Origin of the sequence: Citrobacter sp. NCU1, assembly GCF_010231475.1 — a bacterium.
Lineage (GTDB): Bacteria > Pseudomonadota > Gammaproteobacteria > Enterobacterales > Enterobacteriaceae > Citrobacter_D.
In genome coordinates this window covers 1-21396 of record NZ_NRDO01000069.1, presented here as the reverse complement: position 1 = coordinate 21396, position 21396 = coordinate 1, and the positions used below count along the sequence as shown (strand labels likewise).

At 52.3% G+C, this 21396-nt stretch carries 21 protein-coding genes, 1 tRNA gene and 3 pseudogenes; 11 read left to right on the top strand and 14 right to left on the bottom strand.

Going from position 1 to position 21396, the window contains the following annotated elements; translation table 11 throughout:
- Nucleotides 1–9: 9 nt before the first annotated feature.
- Nucleotides 10–945: an aspartate carbamoyltransferase gene (gene pyrB, locus CJP72_RS19415; RefSeq protein ID WP_162382967.1), complete on the bottom strand. Its 936-nt coding sequence runs from the start codon at nucleotides 943–945 to the stop codon at nucleotides 10–12.
- Nucleotides 946–980: 35 nt separating this feature from the next.
- Nucleotides 981–1082 (bottom strand): pyr operon leader peptide, encoded by a 102-nt coding sequence (pyrL, locus tag CJP72_RS19410; protein ID WP_162382966.1) that lies wholly within the window; start codon nucleotides 1080–1082, stop codon nucleotides 981–983.
- Here pyrL and CJP72_RS25630 point away from each other — a divergent pair.
- Nucleotides 1062–1151 (top strand): annotated as a pseudogene (locus CJP72_RS25630) (hypothetical protein); the annotation flags it as partial. The gene pyrL and the pseudogene CJP72_RS25630 sit on opposite strands and share 21 nt — an antisense overlap.
- A 191-nt stretch (nucleotides 1152–1342) precedes the next feature.
- Nucleotides 1343–1795: a YhcH/YjgK/YiaL family protein gene (locus tag CJP72_RS19405; RefSeq protein ID WP_162383009.1), complete on the top strand. Its 453-nt coding sequence runs from the start codon at nucleotides 1343–1345 to the stop codon at nucleotides 1793–1795.
- A 10-nt stretch (nucleotides 1796–1805) separates the two neighbouring features.
- Here CJP72_RS19405 and CJP72_RS26380 read toward each other — a convergent pair.
- The 3 genes and pseudogenes from CJP72_RS26380 to argL all read right to left on the bottom strand — a co-directional run.
- Nucleotides 1806–1889 (bottom strand): annotated as a pseudogene (locus CJP72_RS26380) (hypothetical protein); the annotation flags it as partial.
- Between the two features lie 6 nt (nucleotides 1890–1895).
- The gene (gene argF, locus CJP72_RS19400) at nucleotides 1896–2900 is read right to left on the bottom strand and encodes an ornithine carbamoyltransferase (RefSeq protein ID WP_162382965.1); all 1005 of its coding nucleotides are present in this window, start codon (nucleotides 2898–2900) and stop codon (nucleotides 1896–1898) included.
- Complete coding sequence (gene argL / locus CJP72_RS26375) at nucleotides 2870–2965, bottom strand: putative translational regulatory protein ArgL (protein ID WP_407649620.1); 96 nt, start codon at nucleotides 2963–2965, stop codon at nucleotides 2870–2872. Before argL ends, argF begins: the two co-directional genes overlap by 31 nt.
- 98 nt (nucleotides 2966–3063) lie before the next feature.
- Here argL and rraB point away from each other — a divergent pair, with 98 nt between their 5' ends.
- Entirely contained in the window at nucleotides 3064–3480 is a 417-nt protein-coding gene (gene rraB, locus CJP72_RS19395) for a ribonuclease E inhibitor RraB (protein ID WP_162382964.1), read from the top strand.
- Between the two features lie 59 nt (nucleotides 3481–3539).
- Entirely contained in the window at nucleotides 3540–4298 is a 759-nt protein-coding gene (gene miaE, locus CJP72_RS19390) for a tRNA isopentenyl-2-thiomethyl-A-37 hydroxylase MiaE (protein ID WP_162382963.1), read from the top strand.
- A gap of 35 nt (nucleotides 4299–4333) precedes the next feature.
- On the opposite strand, the gene CJP72_RS19385 is transcribed toward miaE, so the two are convergent.
- The 4 genes from CJP72_RS19385 to pepA form a co-directional block, all read right to left on the bottom strand.
- Nucleotides 4334–4837 carry a GNAT family N-acetyltransferase gene (locus tag CJP72_RS19385; RefSeq protein WP_162382962.1) on the bottom strand — a complete coding sequence of 168 codons (504 nt, stop codon included), beginning with the start codon at nucleotides 4835–4837 and terminating at the stop codon, nucleotides 4334–4336.
- A 175-nt stretch (nucleotides 4838–5012) separates the two neighbouring features.
- Nucleotides 5013–7868 (bottom strand): valine--tRNA ligase, encoded by a 2856-nt coding sequence (gene valS, locus CJP72_RS19380; protein ID WP_162382961.1) that lies wholly within the window; start codon nucleotides 7866–7868, stop codon nucleotides 5013–5015.
- Nucleotides 7868–8311, bottom strand: coding sequence for a DNA polymerase III subunit chi (gene holC / locus CJP72_RS19375; RefSeq protein WP_162382960.1), 444 nt, complete (start codon nucleotides 8309–8311; stop codon nucleotides 7868–7870). The genes valS and holC overlap by 1 nt, the downstream gene beginning before the upstream one ends.
- 222 nt (nucleotides 8312–8533) lie before the next feature.
- Nucleotides 8534–10045 (bottom strand): leucyl aminopeptidase, encoded by a 1512-nt coding sequence (gene pepA, locus CJP72_RS19370; RefSeq protein WP_162382959.1) that lies wholly within the window; start codon nucleotides 10043–10045, stop codon nucleotides 8534–8536.
- Nucleotides 10046–10205: 160 nt separating this feature from the next.
- On the opposite strand from pepA, the gene CJP72_RS26130 reads away from it, so the two are divergent.
- The 3 genes from CJP72_RS26130 (at nucleotide 10206) to lptG (ending at nucleotide 12495) form a co-directional block, all read left to right on the top strand.
- A complete protein-coding gene (locus CJP72_RS26130) occupies nucleotides 10206–10250 on the top strand; it encodes a hypothetical protein (protein ID WP_342212333.1) in 45 nt (14 codons plus the stop codon).
- A 62-nt stretch (nucleotides 10251–10312) separates the two neighbouring features.
- Nucleotides 10313–11413 carry an LPS export ABC transporter permease LptF gene (gene lptF, locus CJP72_RS19365; RefSeq protein ID WP_162382958.1) on the top strand — a complete coding sequence of 367 codons (1101 nt, stop codon included), beginning with the start codon at nucleotides 10313–10315 and terminating at the stop codon, nucleotides 11411–11413.
- Nucleotides 11413–12495, top strand: coding sequence for an LPS export ABC transporter permease LptG (gene lptG, locus CJP72_RS19360; protein WP_162382957.1), 1083 nt, complete (start codon nucleotides 11413–11415; stop codon nucleotides 12493–12495). The genes lptF and lptG overlap by 1 nt, the downstream gene beginning before the upstream one ends.
- Before the next feature lie 42 nt (nucleotides 12496–12537).
- Here the strand turns inward: lptG and CJP72_RS19355 are convergent, their stop codons facing one another.
- The 4 genes from CJP72_RS19355 to CJP72_RS19340 all read right to left on the bottom strand — a co-directional run bounded on the left by CJP72_RS19355 (nucleotide 12538) and on the right by CJP72_RS19340 (nucleotide 16861).
- A complete protein-coding gene (locus tag CJP72_RS19355; protein WP_162382956.1) occupies nucleotides 12538–14040 on the bottom strand; it encodes a helicase HerA-like C-terminal domain-containing protein in 1503 nt (500 codons plus the stop codon).
- A 134-nt stretch (nucleotides 14041–14174) separates the two neighbouring features.
- Complete coding sequence (ahr, locus tag CJP72_RS19350; protein ID WP_162382955.1) at nucleotides 14175–15194, bottom strand: NADPH-dependent aldehyde reductase Ahr; 1020 nt, start codon at nucleotides 15192–15194, stop codon at nucleotides 14175–14177.
- 72 nt (nucleotides 15195–15266) lie between these two features.
- Nucleotides 15267–15848, bottom strand: coding sequence for a class I SAM-dependent methyltransferase (locus CJP72_RS19345; protein WP_162382954.1), 582 nt, complete (start codon nucleotides 15846–15848; stop codon nucleotides 15267–15269).
- The gene (locus CJP72_RS19340; RefSeq protein WP_162382953.1) at nucleotides 15848–16861 is read right to left on the bottom strand and encodes an HNH endonuclease; all 1014 of its coding nucleotides are present in this window, start codon (nucleotides 16859–16861) and stop codon (nucleotides 15848–15850) included. Before CJP72_RS19340 ends, CJP72_RS19345 begins: the two co-directional genes overlap by 1 nt.
- A gap of 293 nt (nucleotides 16862–17154) precedes the next feature.
- Here CJP72_RS19340 and CJP72_RS19335 point away from each other — a divergent pair.
- The 4 genes from CJP72_RS19335 to CJP72_RS19320 all read left to right on the top strand — a co-directional run bounded on the left by CJP72_RS19335 (nucleotide 17155) and on the right by CJP72_RS19320 (nucleotide 20681).
- A tRNA-Leu gene (locus tag CJP72_RS19335) sits at nucleotides 17155–17239 on the top strand.
- Between the two features lie 847 nt (nucleotides 17240–18086).
- On the top strand, nucleotides 18087–18737 hold the full coding sequence (locus CJP72_RS19330) for a hypothetical protein (RefSeq protein ID WP_162382952.1): 651 nt from the start codon (nucleotides 18087–18089) through the stop codon (nucleotides 18735–18737).
- A 778-nt stretch (nucleotides 18738–19515) separates the two neighbouring features.
- Nucleotides 19516–20100: a recombinase family protein gene (locus CJP72_RS19325; RefSeq protein WP_162382951.1), complete on the top strand. Its 585-nt coding sequence runs from the start codon at nucleotides 19516–19518 to the stop codon at nucleotides 20098–20100.
- A gap of 41 nt (nucleotides 20101–20141) precedes the next feature.
- The gene (locus CJP72_RS19320; RefSeq protein ID WP_162382950.1) at nucleotides 20142–20681 is read left to right on the top strand and encodes a hypothetical protein; all 540 of its coding nucleotides are present in this window, start codon (nucleotides 20142–20144) and stop codon (nucleotides 20679–20681) included.
- 340 nt (nucleotides 20682–21021) lie between these two features.
- On the opposite strand, the pseudogene CJP72_RS19315 reads toward CJP72_RS19320, so the two are convergent.
- Nucleotides 21022–21336 (bottom strand): annotated as a pseudogene (locus tag CJP72_RS19315) (tyrosine-type recombinase/integrase); the annotation flags it as partial.
- Nucleotides 21337–21396 lie beyond the last annotated feature (60 nt).

Genomic DNA, 21396 nt, shown 5'->3' with positions numbered 1-21396 from the left:
CTTTTCCCCTTACAGTGCCAGATCGCGATTCAGAACCAGTGCCAGTAACGCCTGGCGAGCGAAAATGCCGTTCCCCGCCTGCTGGAAGTACCAGGCGTGTGGCGTTTTGTCGACGTCGGTGGTGATCTCATCAATACGCGGCAGCGGGTGCAGAACCTTCATGTTTTCACGCGCGCCGTTCAGGTCGCTGGCGCGCAGGACAAACTGCGCTTTGACGTTGGCATATTCAGAGGGGTCAAGGCGCTCTTTCTGCACGCGGGTCATATACAGAATATCCACCTCTGCCATTACCTCTTCGAAGTTGCCATGCAGGCTCCAGGCAATACCTTTTTCATCAAGCATATCGAGAATGTACTGCGGCATGGCCAGCGCATCCGGGGCGATAAAGTAGAAGCGATTACCTTCAAACTTTGCCAGCGCCTGCGTCAGAGAGTGCACGGTACGGCCATATTTCAGGTCGCCGACCATCGCGATGTTCAGGTTATCCAGACGGCCTTGTGTCTCCTGGATGGTGAACAAATCCAGCAGCGTTTGCGTCGGATGCTGGTTAGAGCCGTCACCCGCATTCACAACCGGTACTGTACCGGAAAACTCGGTGGCCAGACGGGCCGCGCCTTCCTGCGGATGGCGCATGACGATAGCGTCAACATAGGTACTGATGACGGAAATGGTGTCTGCCAGCGTCTCGCCCTTTTTACCCAGAGAGGTGTTGCTGCTGTCGGAGAATCCGACCACGCTGGCGCCCAGACGGTGCATTGAGGTTTCGAAGGATAAACGGGTACGGGTTGAAGCCTCAAAAAAGCAGCTGGCGATCACTTTGTGCTTCAGCAGCTCCGGCTGCGGGTTGGTTTTTAATTTCGCCGCCGTCGCCAGGACCAGATTAAGGTCATCGCGACTAAGGTCGTTTATGGAAATGATGTGTTTTTGATATAGCGGGTTAGCCATGTTTATCTCCTGACGCCTGGGCAAAAAAAAGCCCCTCAATTGAGGGGCTGGGAATTGGTGATCAACGGAAAGAAAAACGGCAGTCCGGCGTCTGATTTCAGACGCGGTAAGACAGAATGTCGAACACACTGGACCATACTTCCTCCCGGCAAATTGTCCGCGATTATACTCAGCTCCGTTATGGGATCAAGCGATTAATGCACAATTCTGATAAGGAAAACGATTGAGGTGAGTGAAGTGGCGTTTTTATTGAATTCTTATTCGTTATGCGCCCGGTGGCCGATTGTCACAAAAAACATGCGCTGTCGCAAAACATGAGGAAATAGCGATGGTATGGTCGTTGTTTTTTTCGTATAACCATTAAAATGAAACAATGTTTTAATTAATGGGGTGTATGATGATCGTTGGCAATATCCACAATCTGCAATCCTGGCTACCGCAAGAGCTGCGCCAGGCTATTGAGCATATCAAAACGCATGTGACGGAAGCGACCGAAAAGGGTAAGCATGATATCGATGGTAACCGTCTGTTTTTCCTGATCTCAGAAGATATGACGGAACCCTTTGCGCAGCGCCGTGCCGAATTCCATGCCCGCTATCTTGATATTCAGATCGTGTTAAAGGGACAAGAAGGGATGACGTTCAGTACGCAACCTGCGGGTGCACCGGAGACGGACTGGCTGGCGGACAAAGACATCGCGTTTTTACCCGAAGGTATTGAGGAAAAAACCGTTGTGCTGAACGAAGGTGATTTCGTGGTGTTTTATCCGGGCGAAGTGCATAAGCCGCTGTGCGCAGTGGGCGCTCCGGCGACAGTACGTAAGGCTGTCGTGAAAATGCTGGTGGCGTAATTTTCCCACATTTGCCGGATGGCGGCGTAAACGCCTTATCCGGCCTACAGAGCGCACTGCCCGTAGGTCGAATAAGCGCAGCGCCATCCGGTAACTCAACTTACTGGCTTAACGTCGCCACCATCACCGCTTTAATGGTGTGCATACGGTTTTCCGCCTGATCAAAGACAATGCTTGCCACAGACTCAAACACCTCATCGGTGACTTCCATTCCGCCATGCAAACCATACTCCTGCGCCATTTTCTTTCCGAGTGTGGTCTGGTCATCATGGAATGCAGGCAGGCAGTGGAGAAATTTCACCTGCGGGTTACCGGTCTGCGCCATCATTGCGCTATTCACCTGATAATCACGTAGCAGCGCGATTCGTTCTGTCCATTTCTCTTTGGCTTCCCCCATCGACACCCACACATCGGTATAGATAAAGTCCGCGCCTTTTACGCCTGTCGCAATCTCTTCGGTCAGCGTGATATTACCACCGTGTTTCTGCGCCATCGCTTTGCATTCTGCCACCAGGGACGCTTCCGGCCAGCAGGACATTGGTGCCACCAGACGTAAATCCAGCCCCGTTAATGCTGCTGCTTCCAGCATCGAATTGCCCATGTTGTTACGCGCATCGCCTGCATACACCAGCGTCATTTCATTGAACGCCTTGCCCGGCAGATGCTCCTGCATGGTCAGCAGATCTGCCAGCAGTTGCGTCGGGTGAAATTCATTGGTCAGGCCGTTCCACACCGGTACGCCTGCATATTCTGCCAGCGTTTCGACAATCTCCTGGCCGTAGCCGCGATACTGGATGCCGTCGTACAGGCGGCCCAGCACGCGCGCAGTATCTTTGATCGATTCTTTATGACCAATCTGGCTGCCGCTGGGGCCGAGGTAAGTCACGCGGGCACCTTGATCGTATGCGGCAACTTCGAAAGAGCAACGGGTACGGGTCGAGTCTTTTTCGAAGATGAGCGCGATATTTTTACCGGTCAGTTTTGGCGTCTCGTTACCGTTTTTCTTATCGGCTTTCAGCTGCGCTGCGAGCTGCAGCAGAGTGGTAAGTTCAGCGGAGGTTAAATCAAGCAACTTCAAGAAATGCTTCTGATAAAACGCAGACATGGTTCCCTCACATGGTCAAGACCACTTATTGAATTAAAATTCAATTTATATGGATGATTATTCATTTGCAACCCTGTTTAACAAATCTTTGCTGGAAAGGTGGAGGCAATGTCAGCGGTATGTGACAATAAGAGTATCGGCAGGACATTATGAGGAATCAGCCATGGCAAACCCGGAACTACTGGAAGAGCAGCGTGAAGAGACGCGTTTGATTATTGAAGAATTACTTGAGGATGGTAGCGATCCCGACGCGCTGTACACCATTGAGCATCATCTTTCCGCAGATGACTTCGAAACGCTGGAAAAAGCCGCCGTAGAAGCATTCAAGCTGGGCTATGAAGTCACCGAGCCGGAAGAGCTGGAAGTGGAAGAAGGCGACACGGTCATCTGCTGCGATATTCTCAGCGAATGTGCGCTGAACGCCGAACTCATTGATGCTCAGGTAGAGCAACTGATGAATCTGGCAGAGAAGTATGAAGTGGAATACGACGGTTGGGGAACGTACTTTGAAGACCCTAACGGCGAAGACGGCGACGATGAAGACTACGTCGATGAAGACGATGACGGTGTACGTCACTAAGTTCCAGATGCGATTCGGTACGACAGCGCCTGCTGTCGTACCCCACTGACAGGTTGCCAATGGATTACCCGCAAATACTCTCTCCGGTTCTTTCTTTTCTGCAATGTCCAACGCCGCAGCCCTGGCTCGATAAAGCCCGCGATCCGAAAAATCTTCCTCTGTTGCTGACCGACCATCTGGTGTGCGAGCTAAAAGCGGCGCAAACGGCGATGCTACTGGTGCGTAAATATGTTGCGGATAAACAGGGGGCTGAGGCACTGCTTGCCTGGTTGCAGCCCTACGAAGCGTTTGCCTTCCGCGAAGGGCCGGAACCAAATTTCGTCGAGCTGCACAAACAGATCGGCAAAAGCGCGATGCCGCAGACGGACGATCCGTGGGGGCAGGCGTTGATCGACAGCATGGTGTTGTTGATCAAAGAGGAGTTGCATCACTTCTGGCAGGTGCGTGAAGCCATGACTGCGCGCCAGATCCCGTACGTGAAGATCACCGCCAGCCGTTATGCTAAAGGGATGCTGAAAGAGGTGCGTACTCACGAACCGCTGACGCTGATTGATAAACTGATTTGCGGGGCGTATATCGAAGCGCGATCCTGCGAGCGTTTTGCCGCACTGGCGCCGTATCTCGATGAGCCGTTACAGAAGTTTTATCTCTCGCTGCTGCGTTCAGAAGCGCGTCACTATCAGGATTACCTGGCGCTGGCGCAGCAGGTGTCGACAGCGAATATCACGCCGCGCGTGCGTTTCTTTGGTGAAGTGGAGGCGGCGTTAATCACGTCGCCGGATGACGAGTTTCGTTTTCACAGCGGCGTACCGGTGTAATGTCTTGCCCGGTACGCGTACCGCGTCGGGCTAATTTACAGATTTTTCAGCATCCGCACTTCACAATCCACATGACCGGTGCAGCCCAGCGGTTCGTTGATATGCTCAAAGCCTAAATGTTCATACAGGCCGATGGCTTCGCGCAAAAACGCGGTGGTTTCCAGATAGCAGCGCTTGAAGCCCTGCTCGCGGGCATGATCCAGCGCCATAAGCGCCAGCTTTTTCGCCAGCCCCTGGCCGCGCACCGTCGACAGAAAATACATCTTCTGCAATTCACAAATATCCGGCTCGCTACAACCTAACGGCGCAACGCCGCCGCCGCCCACGACTTTCCCGTTTTGCTCAACCACCCAGTAAGCCGCGCCCGGCTGGCTATAAACCTGGAATAGTTCGTCCAAATTAGGGTCTGCAACGGTATAGCCTTTGTCGGCGGTCAGGCCGTATTCGGCAGAGACCTGACGGATGACGCTGGCCACTGCGGGATTGTCGTCTGCGGTGATCAGGCGCAGGGTCGCCGCGACCGGAGATATAACACTCATAGTGAAACTCGAAATAAATAGTGACGGATATACGCAGTTAATAACACCGCAAGGCAGGGGAGTGCAAGAGAGGATAATTCAGGAACGGATGCATTGTGCGCCTGATAAAGCGCACAATGCATTGATATTGCAACGGACTGTAGGCCGGGTAAGCGTCGCGCCACCCGGCATTTGATTACAGCGCGGCGATAACCGCTTGTTGCTCTATCAGTTTCGCTTTCGCTTCCGCATAACCGTCCAGTTTCTCACGCTCTTTGGCGATCACCGCTTCCGGTGCGCGCGCCACAAAGCCTTCGTTGGACAGTTTATTTTCGATACGGCTAATTTCACCTTCGATTTTCGCCACTTCTTTTGCCAGACGCGCCAGCTCATCGTCTTTGTTGATGAGGCCAGCCATCGGGATCAGCAGCTCAGCGCCGTCGATGATTTTAGTGACCGATACCGGGCCTTTGTCATCGGCTGGCAGCACGGTGATGCTCTCCAGACGCGCCAGGTTCAGCAGGAAGCTGCGGTTGTCGTTCACACGACGTTCCGCGTCCTGGCTGCAACCGCGCAGCAGCAGCTCCAGCGGTTTGCCTGGGGCGATGTTCATTTCCGCACGGATGTTACGGACCGCAATGATTGCCTGTTTCAGCCATTCGGTGTCAGAAGCCGCGGCTTCATCAACCTGAGACGCATCGTACTGCGGGAACGGTTGCAGCATGATGGTATCGGCGGTGATGCCGCAAATCACTTTCACGCGCTGCCAGATGGTTTCCGTGATGAACGGGATGATCGGGTGCGCGAGGCGCAGCAGACCTTCCAGTACCGTCACCAGCGTGTGGCGGGTGCCGCGCAGTTCAGATTCAGAACCGCCGTTCATCACTGGCTTGGTCAGCTCCAGATACCAGTCGCAGAACTGGTTCCAGGTAAACTCATACAGGATGCCCGCAGCGATATCGAAGCGGAAGTTATCCAGCGCTTCGCGGTACGCTTTGATGGTCTGGTTGAACTCCGCCAGAATCCACCGGTCCGCCAGCGACAGCGTCATTTCGCCGCCGTTGAAGCCGCAATCCTGCTCTTCGGTGTTCATCAGCACAAAGCGGCTGGCGTTCCACAGCTTGTTACAGAAGTTGCGGTAGCCTTCCAGACGCTTCATATCCCAGTTGATATCGCGACCGGTAGAGGCCAGTGCGGCCAGGGTGAAGCGCAGGGCGTCGGTGCCGTGCGGCTCAATGCCGTCCGGGAATTGCTTCTCGGTGCGCTTACGGATTTTCTCCGCCAGCTGTGGCTGCATCATATTGCCGGTACGTTTCTCCAGCAGGTCCGCCAGCGAGATCCCGTCGACCATATCCAGCGGGTCAATAACGTTGCCCTTGGATTTGGACATCTTCTGGCCTTCGTCATCGCGAATCAGACCGGTCATGTAGACGGTATGGAACGGCACCTGCGGCTTGCCATTTTCATCTTTGATGAAGTGCATGGTCATCATGATCATGCGGGCAATCCAGAAGAAGATGATATCGAAACCAGAAACCATCACGCTGGTTGGGTGGAACTGGCGCAGGGCGTCAGTGTTTTCCGGCCAACCGAGGGTGGAGAAGGTCCACAGCGCGGAAGAGAACCAGGTGTCGAGAACGTCTTCATCCTGACGCAGCGCAACGTCCGCGCTCAGGTTGTTTTCCTGACGCACTTCTTCTTCGGTGCGACCAACGTAGACGTTACCGGCTTCGTCGTACCATGCCGGGATACGGTGACCCCACCACAGTTGACGAGAGATACACCAGTCCTGAATATCGCGCATCCAGGAGAAGTACATGTTTTCGTACTGCTTCGGTACGAACTGAATGTCGCCATTCTCAACCGCTTCAACCGCCGGTTTCGCCAGTACGTCAGCACGCACATACCACTGGTCGGTCAGCATCGGTTCGATAACCACGCCGCCACGGTCGCCGTATGGCACGGTCAGGTCATGCGGTTTAATCTCTTCCAGCAGGCCGAGAGCATCAACCGCCGCAACTACTGCTTTACGGGCGGCAAAGCGCTCCAGATTCTGGAACTCCGCCGGGATATCGCTGGCGTAGACGTCAGATTCTTCGCCTTTGGTATCGAACACCTGAGCGCTTTCACGGATGTCGCCGTCAAAGGTCAGAATGTTGATCATTGGCAGAGCGTGACGTTTACCGACTTCATAGTCGTTAAAGTCGTGCGCCGGAGTGATTTTTACGCAGCCGGTGCCTTTTTCCATGTCGGCGTGTTCGTCACCCACGATCGGGATACGGCGGTTAACCAGCGGCAGCACCACGAATTTGCCAATCAGATCTTTATAACGCGGATCTTCCGGGTTCACGGCGACGCCAGTATCACCCAGCAGGGTTTCCGGACGGGTCGTCGCGACCACCAGATACTCTTTACCGTCTGCGGTTTTCGCGCCGTCGGCAAGCGGATAGCGGATGTGCCACATTGAGCCTTTGGACTCGCGGTTTTCCACTTCCAGATCAGAGATGGCGGTGCGCAGTTTCGGGTCCCAGTTGACCAGGCGTTTGCCACGGTAAATCAGGTCTTCTTTGTAGAGGCGTACGAAAACTTCTTTCACGGCATTGGAAAGACCTTCGTCCATGGTGAAGCGCTCACGCTCCCAGTCCACGGAGTTACCGAGACGGCGCATCTGACGGGTGATCGTGCCGCCGGATTCCGCTTTCCACTGCCAGATTTTGTCGATGAACGCGTCGCGTCCGTAATCGTGACGGGTTTTACCTTCTTCAGCGGCAATCTTGCGCTCAACCACCATCTGGGTGGCGATACCGGCATGGTCGGTCCCCGCCTGCCAGAGGGTGTTTTTACCCTGCATGCGCTGGTAGCGGATCATGGTATCCATGATGGTTTGCTGGAAGGCGTGACCCATATGCAAACTGCCGGTGACGTTCGGCGGCGGGATCATGATGCAGAAGGATTCTTTACTTTCATCACCGTTTGGCTTGAAGTAGCCCTGCTGTTCCCAGTGCTCGTAAAGCGGCTGTTCGATATCTTGCGGGTTGTATGTCTTTTCCATTATTTCCAGGTTGCCGTATTCAGGTTAAAACCAGCCACGCGGTAGGCTTTGTAGCGTTCACGCGCCAGTTGTTTCAGAGAATCTTCGTAAGGAACGAAGTCTATCACTTCTGTGAAAGCGGTGGCAAAATCTGCAAAGTTTGCTCGCAGGCTGATCAAAATATCTCGCGGGCTGCTGTTGCGTTTTTGCGGCCAGGCAATTTCAACCGGCGCGCCGCCTCGCGGGCCTTCACCCGCCAGATTATGTGGCACAAAACGGTCAGCCGGTCTAGCCCACAGCGCTTCATCCAGACGAATAGCCTGTTGCTCATCTTCACAGGCAATCAGCACGCGCTTGCCACTGCGCCAACGTTCTGCGGCAACGTCGCACACCAGTTGTTCGACGGCACTTAAGCCATCGACGGTGGTGTCGTTGTCCAGAAGGTAGAACGTTGCATTCTTCATATATGGGGCTTCTTGTGGTGGATTTAAATGCAAAGCCGGATGGCCCGGCAAACGATCAAATGCCGTGAGTCGGCCGGATGAGGCCTATATGCCATCATCCGACATAAACCCCTCGCCTGATGGCAACGCTAACGCGTTTTATCAGGCCTACAATCGTATTTCATTCATCGACAAATTACGGCTTGTAGGCCGGATAAGCGCGGCGCCATCCGGCAAACAAACTTACTCTTCGCCGTTAAAACCCGCGCGGTTCAGCAGGAACTGCGACAACAATGCGACCGGACGACCGGTTGCGCCTTTCGCTTTGCCGGAGCGCCATGCGGTTCCTGCGATGTCCAGGTGTGCCCAGTTGTACTTACGGGTAAAGCGCGACAGGAAGCAACCTGCAGTGATCGCCCCGCCAGGACGGCCACCGATGTTGGCCATATCGGCAAAGTTGGACTCCAGTTGCTCCTGGAACTCATCGCCCAGCGGCAGACGCCATGCGCGATCGCCCGCTTGTTCGGACGCGCCAATCAGTTCATGTGCCAACGGATTATGGTTCGACATCAAACCGGTAATGTGATGGCCCAGAGCAATCACGCATGCCCCGGTCAGGGTCGCTACGTCAATCACCGCTTCTGGCTCAAAACGTTCAACGTAGGTTAATACGTCGCACAGCACCAGACGGCCTTCGGCGTCGGTATTCAGCACTTCAACAGTCTGACCGGACATGGTGGTTAACACGTCGCCCGGACGATAAGCGCGCCCGCCCGGCATGTTTTCGCAGCCCGCCAGCACGCCGATGACGTTAATCGGCAACTGAAGTTCCGCCACCATCCGCATCACGCCGTACACCGCCGCCGCGCCGCACATGTCGTACTTCATCTCGTCCATGCCTTCGGCAGGTTTGATGGAGATACCACCGGAGTCAAACGTCAGCCCTTTACCGACCAGTACAATCGGTCGCACGTCTTCGGACGGATTGCCTTTGTATTCGATAACAGACATCAGCGATTCGTTTTGTGAACCGTGACCCACCGCCAGATAAGAGTGCATACCCAGCTCTTTCATCTGTTGCTCGCCGATCACGCGGGTGATGACGTTTTTGCTGTAGCTGTCTGCCAGCTGGCGTGCCTGAGAGGCCAGGTACGCGGCGTTACAGATGTTCGGCGGCATATTGCCAAGATCTTTTGCCGCTTTGATACCGGCGGCAATCGCCAGACCGTGCTGGATCGCGCGTTCGCCGCTGGTCAGTTCACGGCGGGTCGGCACGTTGAAGACCATCTTACGCAGCGGACGACGCGGTTCGCTTTTATTGGTTTTCAGTTGATCGAAGCTGTACAGCGTCTCTTTGGCAGTCTCGACCGCCTGACGCACTTTCCAGTAGTTATTACGACCTTTGACGTGCAGCTCGGTCAGGAAGCAGACGGCTTCCATTGAGCCAGTATCATTCAGAGTATTGATAGTTTTCTGAATGACTTGCTTGTACTGGCGCTCATCTAGTTCGCGCTCTTTGCCACAACCAATAAGGAGAATTCGCTCGGACAACACGTTCGGTACATGGTGCAACAATAGCGTCTGCCCTGGTTTTCCTTCCAGTTCGCCACGGCGCAGCAGTGCGCTAATGTACCCGTCGCTGATCTTATCGAGCTGTTCTGCAATCGGAGAGAGGCGACGCGGTTCAAAGACGCCCACGACGATGCAGGCACTCCGCTGTTTCTCCGGGCTACCGCTTTTTACACTGAACTCCATGCACTACACTCCTGATTCTTAAAGACAACGGCGGTGGCTACGGATAGAATTGCAAGCTTTCGTAACTCATGTCCGCTGTTGCGGTGACTTCGTGTTAATCTTAACGTTATTACGGTATTGGCACGTCAGAACAAATTTCTGAGAGGCGAATCCGTTAAGTATAATAGTCTTAGCGACGATTTCGACGACTCAAGAGAATAAATGACGTTTAAGCCATGAAACAAGCTAAAATCCTGCAAAAGACGAGTTTTTACGGGCGTATTTAAAGTGATAATCATAAGATATCTGGTACGGGAGACGCTCAAAAGCCAACTTGCGATCCTTTTCATCTTGCTTTTGATATTCTTTTGTCAAAAGTTAGTGAGGATCCTCGGTGCGGCGGTTGACGGTGATATTCCGGCAAATCTGGTGCTCTCGCTACTGGGGCTGGGCGTGCCTGAAATGGCGCAGCTCATTTTGCCTCTCAGCCTGTTTCTCGGGCTGCTGATGACGCTGGGTAAACTGTATACTGAAAGTGAAATTACGGTCATGCACGCCTGCGGGTTGAGCAAAGCCGTTTTGGTAAAAGCCGCCATGGTACTGGCGTTGTTTACTGGTATTGTCGCTGCGGTCAACGTCATGTGGGCGGGTCCATTATCATCCAGACATCAGGATGAAGTGCTGGCGGAGGCGAAAGCCAACCCCGGTATGGCTGCGCTTGCGCAGGGGCAATTCCAGCAGGCAACCAATGGTAGCTCAGTCCTGTTTATCGAAAGTGTTGATGGCAGCGACTTCAAAGAGGTGTTTCTTGCGCAAATCCGCCCGAAAGGCAACGCCCGTCCTTCCGTGGTGGTGGCTGATTCTGGGCATTTGACGCAGATGCGCGACGGTTCTCAGGTAGTGACCCTGAATCAGGGAACACGCTTCGAAGGGACCGCGTTGTTACGTGATTTCCGCATTACCGATTTCCAGAACTATCAGGCAATTATCGGGCATCAGGCGGTTGCACTGGATCCCAATGATTCCGATCAGATGGATATGAGCTCGCTGTGGTCGGCCAAGACCGATCGTGCCAGGGCGGAACTGCACTGGCGCCTGACGCTGGTATTTACCGTATTCATGATGGCGTTGATGGTGGTGCCGCTGAGCGTGGTAAACCCACGACAAGGGCGTGTCCTGTCGATGCTCCCTGCGATGCTGCTGTATCTGTTGTTCTTCCTTGTGCAGACTTCCCTGAAATCCAATGGCGGAAAAGGCAAATTGGATCCGGCTCTCTGGATGTGGGTGGTAAACCTGTCATATCTGGCGTTAGCGATTGGTCTGAATTTGTGGGATACGGTGCCAGTACGCCGTCTGCGTGCTCGTTTTCTGCATAGAGGAGCGGTGTAATGCAGCCATTTGGTGTACTTGACCGCTATATCGGTAAAACCATTTTCACTACCATCATGATGACGCTATTCATGCTGGTATCGCTCTCGGGCATCATCAAGTTCGTCGACCAGTTGAAAAAAGCCGGGCAGGGGAACTACGATGCGATGGGCGCAGGGATATATACCCTGCTCAGCGCGCCAAAAGATGTGCAGATCTTCTTTCCAATGGCGGCGCTGTTAGGCGCGTTGTTGGGGCTGGGGATGCTGGCGCAGCGCAGCGAACTGGTCGTGATGCAGGCTTCTGGCTTTACCCGCATGCAGGTGGCGCTGTCGGTCATGAAAACAGCTATTCCACTGGTGCTGTTGACGATGGCAATTGGCGAGTGGGTTGCTCCGCAGGGCGAGCAGATGGCGCGTAACTATCGTGCTCAGCAAATGTATGGCGGCTCGCTGCTCTCAACTCAGCAAGGGTTGTGGGCAAAAGACGGCAACAGCTTTGTGTATATCGAACGGGTTAAAGGTGATTCAGAGCTGGGTGGGGTCAGTATCTATGGCTTCAACGAGCAGCGCCGTTTGCAGTCGGTGCGTTACGCCGCTTCTGCGAAATTTGATGCTGAGAACAAAGTATGGCGTCTGTCGCAGGTCGATGAGTCCAACCTGACCAATCCGAAACAAATCACCGGTTCGCAGACGGTGAGCGGTACCTGGAAAACCAACCTGACACCGGACAAACTCGGGGTGGTCGCGTTAGATCCTGATGCGCTCTCCATTAGTGGTTTACACAGCTACGTGAAGTATCTGAAATCGAGTGGTCAGGACGCCGGACGCTACCAGCTCAATATGTGGAGTAAAGTGTTCCAGCCGCTCTCTGTGGCTGTCATGATGCTGATGGCGCTGTCGTTCATTTTCGGCCCGCTGCGTAGCGTTCCGATGGGGGCACGTGTTGTCACAGGTATCAGCTTTGGTTTTGTCTTCTACGTGCTTGACCAGATCTTTGGTCCACTGACGCTGGTTTACGGTATTCCGCCGATTATTGGCGCACTGTTGCCGAGCGCCTCGTTCTTCCTGATTAGCCTCTGGTTGATGCTGCGAAGATCGTAATCCTGTTGCCCTCCCATGACACGGGAGGGCACTTGTCTCACCTTAGCGTTTTCTCCCGCCCAGTAAGCTACCCAACATCCCGCGTATAATTTGATTGGTGACCTGACGTGCCGCGCTTTTGGCAACACTCTGCACGACACCATCACGTTTACCGCCGCGTGGTCCGGTACTGCCAAACAGAATGTCTTTCAACCCGCCGAGAATACCATCGTCAACCGCGACCTCTTTGCCTTTCACTGTTGGATTGTTCTGCTGTTCAGTGCTGGCCTGTACGCCCTTTTGCAACCTCTCGTATGCGGATTCGCTATCCACCTCTTCCTCATACTTGCCGTACAGTGCCGAGTGATTAATCAACCCGTTACGTTCGTCGTCGGTGAGTGGCCCCATACGCGAGCAGGGCGCAATGACCATTGCACGTTCCACCACCGACGGACTGCCTTTAGCATCAAGAAACGAAATTAGCGCTTCGCCAGTACCCAACTCCTGAATGGCTTTTTCAGTATCAAATGCCGGATTCGCCCGCATTGTCTGCGCTGCGGTTTTTACCGCTTTCTGATCTTTCGGTGTGAAGGCGCGCAGGGCATGTTGCACGCGATTACCCAACTGCCCGAGCACGTTGTCGGGGATGTCGGATGGGTTTTGTGAGACGAACCAGACGCCGACGCCTTTTGAGCGGATAAGACGAATAACCTGTTCGATTTTATCCAGCAGCACTTGTGGCGCATCGTTAAACAACAGATGCGCCTCATCGAAGAAGAAAACCAACTTCGGTTTCTCCAGATCGCCCGCTTCCGGCAACTGCTCATAAAGTTCGGAGAGCATCCAGAGCAGGCTGGCGGCATACAGTTTTGGCATCTGGTAAAGCTTTTCTGCGCTGAGGATGTTGATAATCCCTTTACCGTTGGCGTCCACACGCATCCAGTCTGTGATCTCAAGCATGGGCTCGCCAAAGAAGTGTGTCGCGCCCTGTTGCTCAAGGGTCAGCAGGCCACGCTGGATAGCCCCGACCGATGCGCTACTGATATTGCCGTACTGATTCTGGAAGGATTTGGCGTTATCGCCAATGTATTGCGTAATGGCCCGCAGGTCTTTGAAATCCAGCAGTAATAGCCCCTGGTCATCGGCAATACGAAAGATAATATCCAGTACGCCGGACTGGACCTCATTCAGGTTGAGCAGGCGCGCAAGCAGTAGCGGCCCGAGATCGGAGATGGTCGCCCGTACCGGATGGCCTTTTTCGCCGAAAATATCCCACGCTACTACCGGATTGGCGTGTGGCTGCCAGTCGGTGATACCGATGTTGTTTAGCCGGGTAAGCAGTTTTTCCGAGGCTACCCCCTCTTTCGCAACGCCCGTCAGATCGCCTTTCACATCCGCCATAAACACCGGAACGCCGATTTCCGACAGCGATTCGGCCAGCTTTTGCAACGTGACCGTTTTACCGGTCCCCGTCGCGCCGGTGATCAGCCCGTGACGGTTGGCCATGCCTGGCAGTAAGAACAGCTCGGTGTCTGGCGTGCGGGCAATTAATAAAGGTGCGCTCATGAGATTTCCTCCATTTATCCTGCCTGGAGTATAGGCAACCACCGGGCGTTCCACATCGCGAAATTCCTGACTTTGCGAAGCGGATTCCGAAGCGACAGGGATAAACGGGCGGCAACGCCACCCGTAAGAGGGGATTAGAAGTCGGCTTTCAGCACCACGCGGTAACGCGCTTTGCCGTCGCGAACATGCTGGATGGCTTCGTTGATTTGCGACATTGGGAACAACTCTGTGGTCGGCGCGACCTTGCTGCGCCCGGCAAACTTCATCAGCTTGCGCAGTTCATAGGGCGTACCGGTTGCCGAACCGGAGATACTGCGATCGCCTGCAATCAACGTAAATGCCGGAACAGGTAGCGGCTTCATCACTGCGCCGACAGTATGGAAATGTCCGCCATAGGCCAGAGCTTCGAAATAGGGCTGCCAGTCGAGATCGACGTTAACGGTATTGATAATGAGATCAAACTGGCCTGCGAGCGCATTTAACGCTTCCGGATCGCGACTGTTCACTACCTTATCGGCTCCCATCGCCAGCACTTCCGGCTCTTTCGACGGATTCGAGCTGAATGCGGTCACTTCACAACCCATCGCGTGCAGCAATTTAATGGCGATGTGCCCAAGACCGCCGATACCGATCACCCCCACGCGACTGGTCGCGGTGATGTGATGCATCAGCAGAGGTTTAAAGACGGTGATACCGCCGCATAACAGCGGGCCTGCAGACTCAATATCTATATTCTGTGGAAGCGGGATAACCCACTGCCAGTCTGCCCGCAGCTTCTCAGCAAAACCACCACGGTTGAGAATGGTGGCTACGGCTCCTTCCAGACAGTTAATCTGATTACCGCTGATACAGGCATCACAATGCCCGCAGCTGCGAGCAGTCCAGCCAACGCCCACACGTTGCCCGACCTGCAACCCTTTTCCCTGAGCTGCGCTACCGAGCGCCGCTACGCGGCCAATCACTTCATGCCCGGCAACCAGCGGATACTGAGAGAATCCCCATTCGTTGTCGATCATGGAAAGATCGGAATGGCAGATACCGCAGTAGTCGACCTGCACCTCAACATCTTCCGGCCTGAGTTCACCGGCATCATATTCATACAATTCGAGTTTGCTGCCCGCCTCTTTTGCGGCATAGCTTTTTATAATGGACATCGTGTTTCCCTCGGTAGGTGTTGAACTGGAAGTGTAGAGCATGGTCGGCAGGGGCGCTTTGCAGAAGGGGGATTAAGGTTTTTTCTGCAATATCGCGTTTAACCACATTTCATCGCGATCGGGGCGCTTATCTACAGTCTTCCAACGGCTATCAAGAACGATGTCAGTTAGCGACGCGAGCAGTTTATCAAGCCTCTGCTCATTGAGATCGGTAAAATGACGGCCATCCTTCACCCGTTCAGTTTCACCATATTTGAATGATACATACCAGATCCCACCGGGTTTAAGCGCTCGAACCAGTTTATTCATCACGTCAGGTAGCTCTTCTGCACTAACGTGTAGCAAAGAGGCGCAGCACCAGATGCCATCAAATCGCTCAGCGATGTCTACATCGCTAAATGTCATCTGTACAACGGGGATCTCCGCATATTGACTGGCCAGGTTAACCATTTCCGGCGAGGCATCGAAGGCTTCAACCTGGTACCCTTTCTGTAAAAATGCCTTACTGTCGCGTCCTGAACCGCACCCGGCATCCAGAATACGTCCACCTGCGGGGATGTTTTTGAGAAAGGGCAGGTACAGCGAATCCATATCGACATTAACTGTTGAACTGAAGAATTTCTGTGCGTGTTGCTGGTAATATTCGATTGTCATTAAAATGTATCCATTCCTTGTGCAATGGGTTCCCACTGGTGAAAGAGTATTTTAATTGCCTCATTCCAGCTGTCGTTCAGAAATGTCTCTCTGAGAGCTTTCGTTGCGCCAGTCTGGCGAATCAGTGTTTCACGCAGAGGAAGATGGCTGCTGATGAAGTATTCATTTCTGTCCCGCAAACGCTGAAGTAATCTGGCAGAGGGGAGTTGTGCAAACTTACCTTTTTCCCCGCGATTACATTCCTTGCAGGCTAACACCAAATTCCAGACGCCATCAATATTTGCCACATGCCCTCGTGCTTTCCAGGGGATGAAATGATCGACATCGGCAAAGTTATCGTCACCAGGCTGTAAGCCAATGGGTGCGAAACAGTAGAAGCAACGCCCTTTCTGATAACCGTTCAGACTGTCACGACAACTGGAGATGGACACGCGACGCTCATTGTTTTTGCTGAAAAGCATTTGCTCGTTGCTATCGTATTCGACGTTAATAAGCTGACTGGATATGTTCATTGCCCAGGCCTGCTCTACCAGGTTCCAGCGTGCGTCCGTCTCAAAGCTAAGATTCCGGTACTGCTGGCGCTCCCTCAGGTAGTAGAAGTTTTCGGTCAGCCGAATGCCCTTATGCGTTTTGCGTTCATCAATAAAAAAGCGTTTCTCGATCTCCCCTTGATTTACATTATGAAAGGCATCAATGACATTATTGAACCCTTGCCGAACGGAAATTGTAGTGAGCTCATCGCGGGTGATTTCGCCGTTATTGAATTGTGAGCAAGTGGCAATAAACTGGCTGCTACGAGAGGTAATCTGCTTTGGCGCATGTTTCAGATGGCGGCATAAATGGGCACTGAATGGTACGGCCAAATCCTCCAGCAGGATCAGATCGTTACCGTCAGGTTTTAGGTCGTATAAGGCGTGGGCTAGTGCAAATTTGTAGGAAGCAACATTTTTGCCGAAGAGGATAATCCCACGCCAGTAGTTCTCCAGCGTGGGCTCAACCTGATAAAAACGCATAACGATGTCCTGAGAACGGTTAGCAATGACTATTACTAGATTTTGTAACGATATCTCATATCAAACAATCGTAAATGTAAACCGACCAGATCAAGTTGCATTTTTTCTGCGAGGAAGATTCTGGTTAAAAATCCTGTCTGATTTGAGATGGTCAGTAGGATCCAGGAAAGGAGAGCATCAGGACAGGAATGACGCTGCTTTTTTCGACACTTAGAGTGACAATCGTTAGCTGACGCTTGCATGGTGGCGTGCGACAGGTATAATCCACAACGTTTTCCGCATACCTCTTCAGTGCCGAAGTGGCGAAATCGGTAGACGCAGTTGATTCAAAATCAACCGTAGAAATACGTGCCGGTTCGAGTCCGGCCTTCGGCACCAATCACTTTTTTCCCTTAGAAATCCGTGAGTTAGACAAGTAAATCTGTCTTTCTTGTAGGGGAGAAAAGTACATCCCACAGTATCTGAAGTTGCCGCTGTAGTTAGTAGTGGCGAATAAGGATTCTAACTCATAGCGGCGTGTAGTTGCTACGCTCAATCACGTATCAGTAAATCAATTTGAAGCTAATGTCGAGCCAACGACTCTAAACACTCCTTGAAGCAGTGACGCTAACGGCGACCTTTAAGCACGGGACAAACAGGCAAGTAATGGGATTCCTAACCAGTTCGGGAAAGTAACTGGCTCTACCCCGTATCACGCATACGATAATGTGTACCTGACTCACTGACCGTATCACTGCGACAATCTAACGATGCCTGACGGCCTATCTGTAAGTACCCATTCTGGTGCTTTATGGTTTCTATTGCCTAAATTCCTGCTGAACAACAAATAGGTTGTAGTGAGCATGGTTGAGCTGGAAGGCACGGAAGTTATCAACGACCTGCTGAGAGGGGCAGGCGGCGCGATACGGAGAAGACCAGATTACTTCAAGGCGCACGTCATGACTTCATACGGGCGACGGTGAATAAGGCGTACTACAGCGATGCTCGTGGACATGGTGTTATTCTCTAGAGACTGGTAGGTATCGTTAAGATGCTTGCTGGTCCCTTTTTGTATCATCACGGGTAGAGTGTAGGGTTACAGCATCAATCGTCCACGCTCTTATCTCTTGTATAGTTACAATGAAGACAAGAAGTTAGGTGACATGCTCCGGGCATCGACATAAGCAAGTGGGAAGCATACCTAGGGCGCCCTCGCATCATAAGTAACTATAAAGGAAGATAACGAATGTTCTGGCAAAAGAAGCCTACAACCCGCGAACTTGAAGCGCTCATCCATCTATCCCATGAAGTAGAGCGCCTACTGTCTGGTGCAATCGCTCTCACCATGATAACGGAGCTTGCCACAGCGAACGCCGGGCAGGGAACCGATCAATCCAACATAGATACTGCAATTTCGCAGACCGCAAATCTTGCCACTGTACTCAGCACGCGCACAAAGCTGTCCAGCCTGAGAGGAAAGAGAATTGCAGAAACGATTGACCGGTACTGCGCTATTGTAGGTGAGCTAGAGCCATTAGTGAGCCTGCTTTCGCGGGGCTTCAATGCTCAGTTTCTAGAAGGGCAAAATGACGGCAAGCGCCAATGTTCCGCTACGGCATTGGAAAGTTATTTAGAGTTAGAGCTGGCACTTTGTCGCATAATTGCCACCTCGCTTACGGCACGCATGGTTATGGAAGCACAGGGACATGGTGAAGCCTGTCGCTCTACGCAGGTGTCAGCGCTTGAATTCGTCAGTGAGCTAAAAACAGTGAGAATCAGGCGTGTTGAGATGATTCGAGAGTGCGAGCTTGACGAAGACTTTCTTCTCTCGATGCAATCGCGCAGTCACCTGATACGGGAAGACGTGGCAGCCATTCAGCGCATGATGTGGGGTTGATTGGAGTGACCACAGTGCATTATAGAATAAGTAGATAAGGACGCTCGTTAATGTGCTAACTGGGACCTCTCGGTAAATTTGAGAAAACTGTGAGGGGGCTTATAAGAAGCTGCGTGACCCCGTGCTCCCCCCCGTACCCCCCTGCTGTTGGCCTGCTGATTTCTTGCTGTATCCCTCTCGTTTTCCTGCTGGGTAGACCTGCTGTCACCTGTTGTTCTCTATAGGCAATGAGGTGAGTGAGTGCATAATTTCCCCTACCCATAGGGGTTCAGATAAAACGGACTATCTTTATGACATCTTGTAAGTGACATCTATTGTTTGTCATTGGTAGTAATTACATCTAAGACATTTTGTAGTCCCGGACAGTTTCTGCCTGTAAAGCTTACGGGTCTGTCAGATGTCAGGCAGGAACTGTCAGATAAGAAGCATGCTCATCCTTCATTTATCTTTCATTGATTACAATTACGGTTAATACAAGGAAGAAAGCTGGTCGTGTCTACCTGATCTTGTGGTCTTAAAGTTCTCTTATAACTGTCAGACTAATTAAAAAGTAACCAATCGAGGGGCGTTTCATGCTACCTGACTTGATGCGTTTGCCCTATCATCTTCTCAATCCTTGCCTTTGCTGGTGGTGGTGGCAACAAACGACCGTTTAATGCCCTTAGTGATTTAGTCTCACATGTGGGTTTATTAAGTGGGGGTTGACACTTGTTGAGCTGGTGTCATAGGATAATGACACTTGATGAGCACACCGTTCATCTTCGACAAGGAAGTAACCATGAATCAGAACAACCGTACTTTCGCTTACTGCCGTGTCTCAACTGGTGAGCAAGATACTGAGAATCAGGTGCTGGCTATGCGCAAGGCTGGCTATGACGTTCGCCCTGACCGTGTAATCTCTGAGACTATTTCAGGTGGTGTTGTGGCGGTAGAGCGTCCCGGCTTCAAAGAGCTGCTCATCAAGCTGGAACCCGGCGACAAGCTGGTTGTGCTCAAGCTCGACCGCTTAGGCCGTGACAACATCGACGTACAGCAGACCGTTAAACTTTTAACCGACAAGGGCGTTAACCTCATTTGTCTGGACTTGCCTGTTAAGGATTTAACCACACCAGAAGGGCAGTTAATGCTCCAGCTCATCGCTTCATTTGCTGAGTTCGAGAAGGCGCGTATTCGTGAACGTACACTGGAAGGGCAAGCTCGAGCGAGAAAAGAGGGCAAGATTATTGGCCGTCCTGTAGCGGTGAAAACGTACCAGAAAGTGCAGGAGTTGAAGGCTCAAGGGCTATCACAATCCAAAGTAGCAGAGGCGCTAAGCGTGGACGTGAGTACAGTTAAACGTCACTGGAAAGAGAAGTCGGAATAAACCCTGACCATAGGACAGATAACCTAAATGGAGTTAAACGAATGACAATGATTGACCTGCATTCAATACCGGATGCAGCTAACGACCCAGAAATACCAAAGAAGAAAGCAGGCCGTCCCCCTATTATCTGGGACAACACTTTCACCCGTACATGGCTACTCAGGCGTTGTCCAGCATCAGCCGAAGACATGAGCTTTGAACTGGATGGATTGGGCTACTTTGATGCAGACAACGAAGGTTCATTACTGAGCAATTATCCATCATGGGTTAATGATGTAGTCACAGGCGCGGCAAGGTTGAATGGTTCGGCTAAGTACACTGGATTGCCCATGAACCGTGGAACGATGATGAAGATGTTGAGAGAATTACCCGTAATCTCATCAGCTAATGTCGGGGAATGGATGAACAGACGAAGCTTCCAGTCTTATAGCAAACAATACATCCACCAGGTGACCAATGCCGTAATGTCAGCAAGCAAGTCTATCGACTTCTGGCTTGAGCGATTGGAAGCAGTGGAAGCGGTGAACGATGATGAGATTGAAGCTACTTGCCTCGATTACCTTGAACAAATAGCTGCCTGAATTGGTTGTGCTACGTGGATGTACGGCGGGAATTACCCTACTGGATTATCAGAATGCACGTAGCGCACTGAATCGCAGTCATTGCCATAGATCCCCTATCATCTTTTCCACAGCCACCAGCTTCTTTTCCCCCCATTCCATCAATCATTTACCCATCACTCGAATAAACCCTGACCATAGGAGGAATGAACGATTACGAATAGCTGATTGTGCCTTGCTCCCTGTTTAGCTGAGCGCGTAGCCTGAACTTGCAGCCTCCTAACCACGAGCAACGCAAAAGCCCCTGCTGTGAACGTCTCATTGCCGAGAGGCTCGCAGTAGGGGCTTTTTTTCGAATTGGCTAAATGTCGTAGTTAATTAACTCAATGTAGCCAGCCAGCTCTACAGGTGATGCGGCATTCTTTGAGTATGTCTTGAAACTTTCCGTGCTTCCTCGCTCGTGTCCCATCAATAGAGCTATTCTGTCTTCAGGTACTTTGTTGCGGTCGAGCTGCTGCGCGAAGGCATGGCGTAATGAGTGGAATACTTTCTTCTCGTTCCCAGCTTCACCCAATGCTTTCCGCTTAAACCTCGTGAAACGCTGTGTATGCCACGTTGAACGCTTGCCGTCTGCACGGTCTGTTATGGATGCGTGATAGAACAGGAAGCCATCATGATCTTACCCACGTAATGTGGACACAACCCTAAGCGAGATTCTGGTTTTCAAATTGTTCCG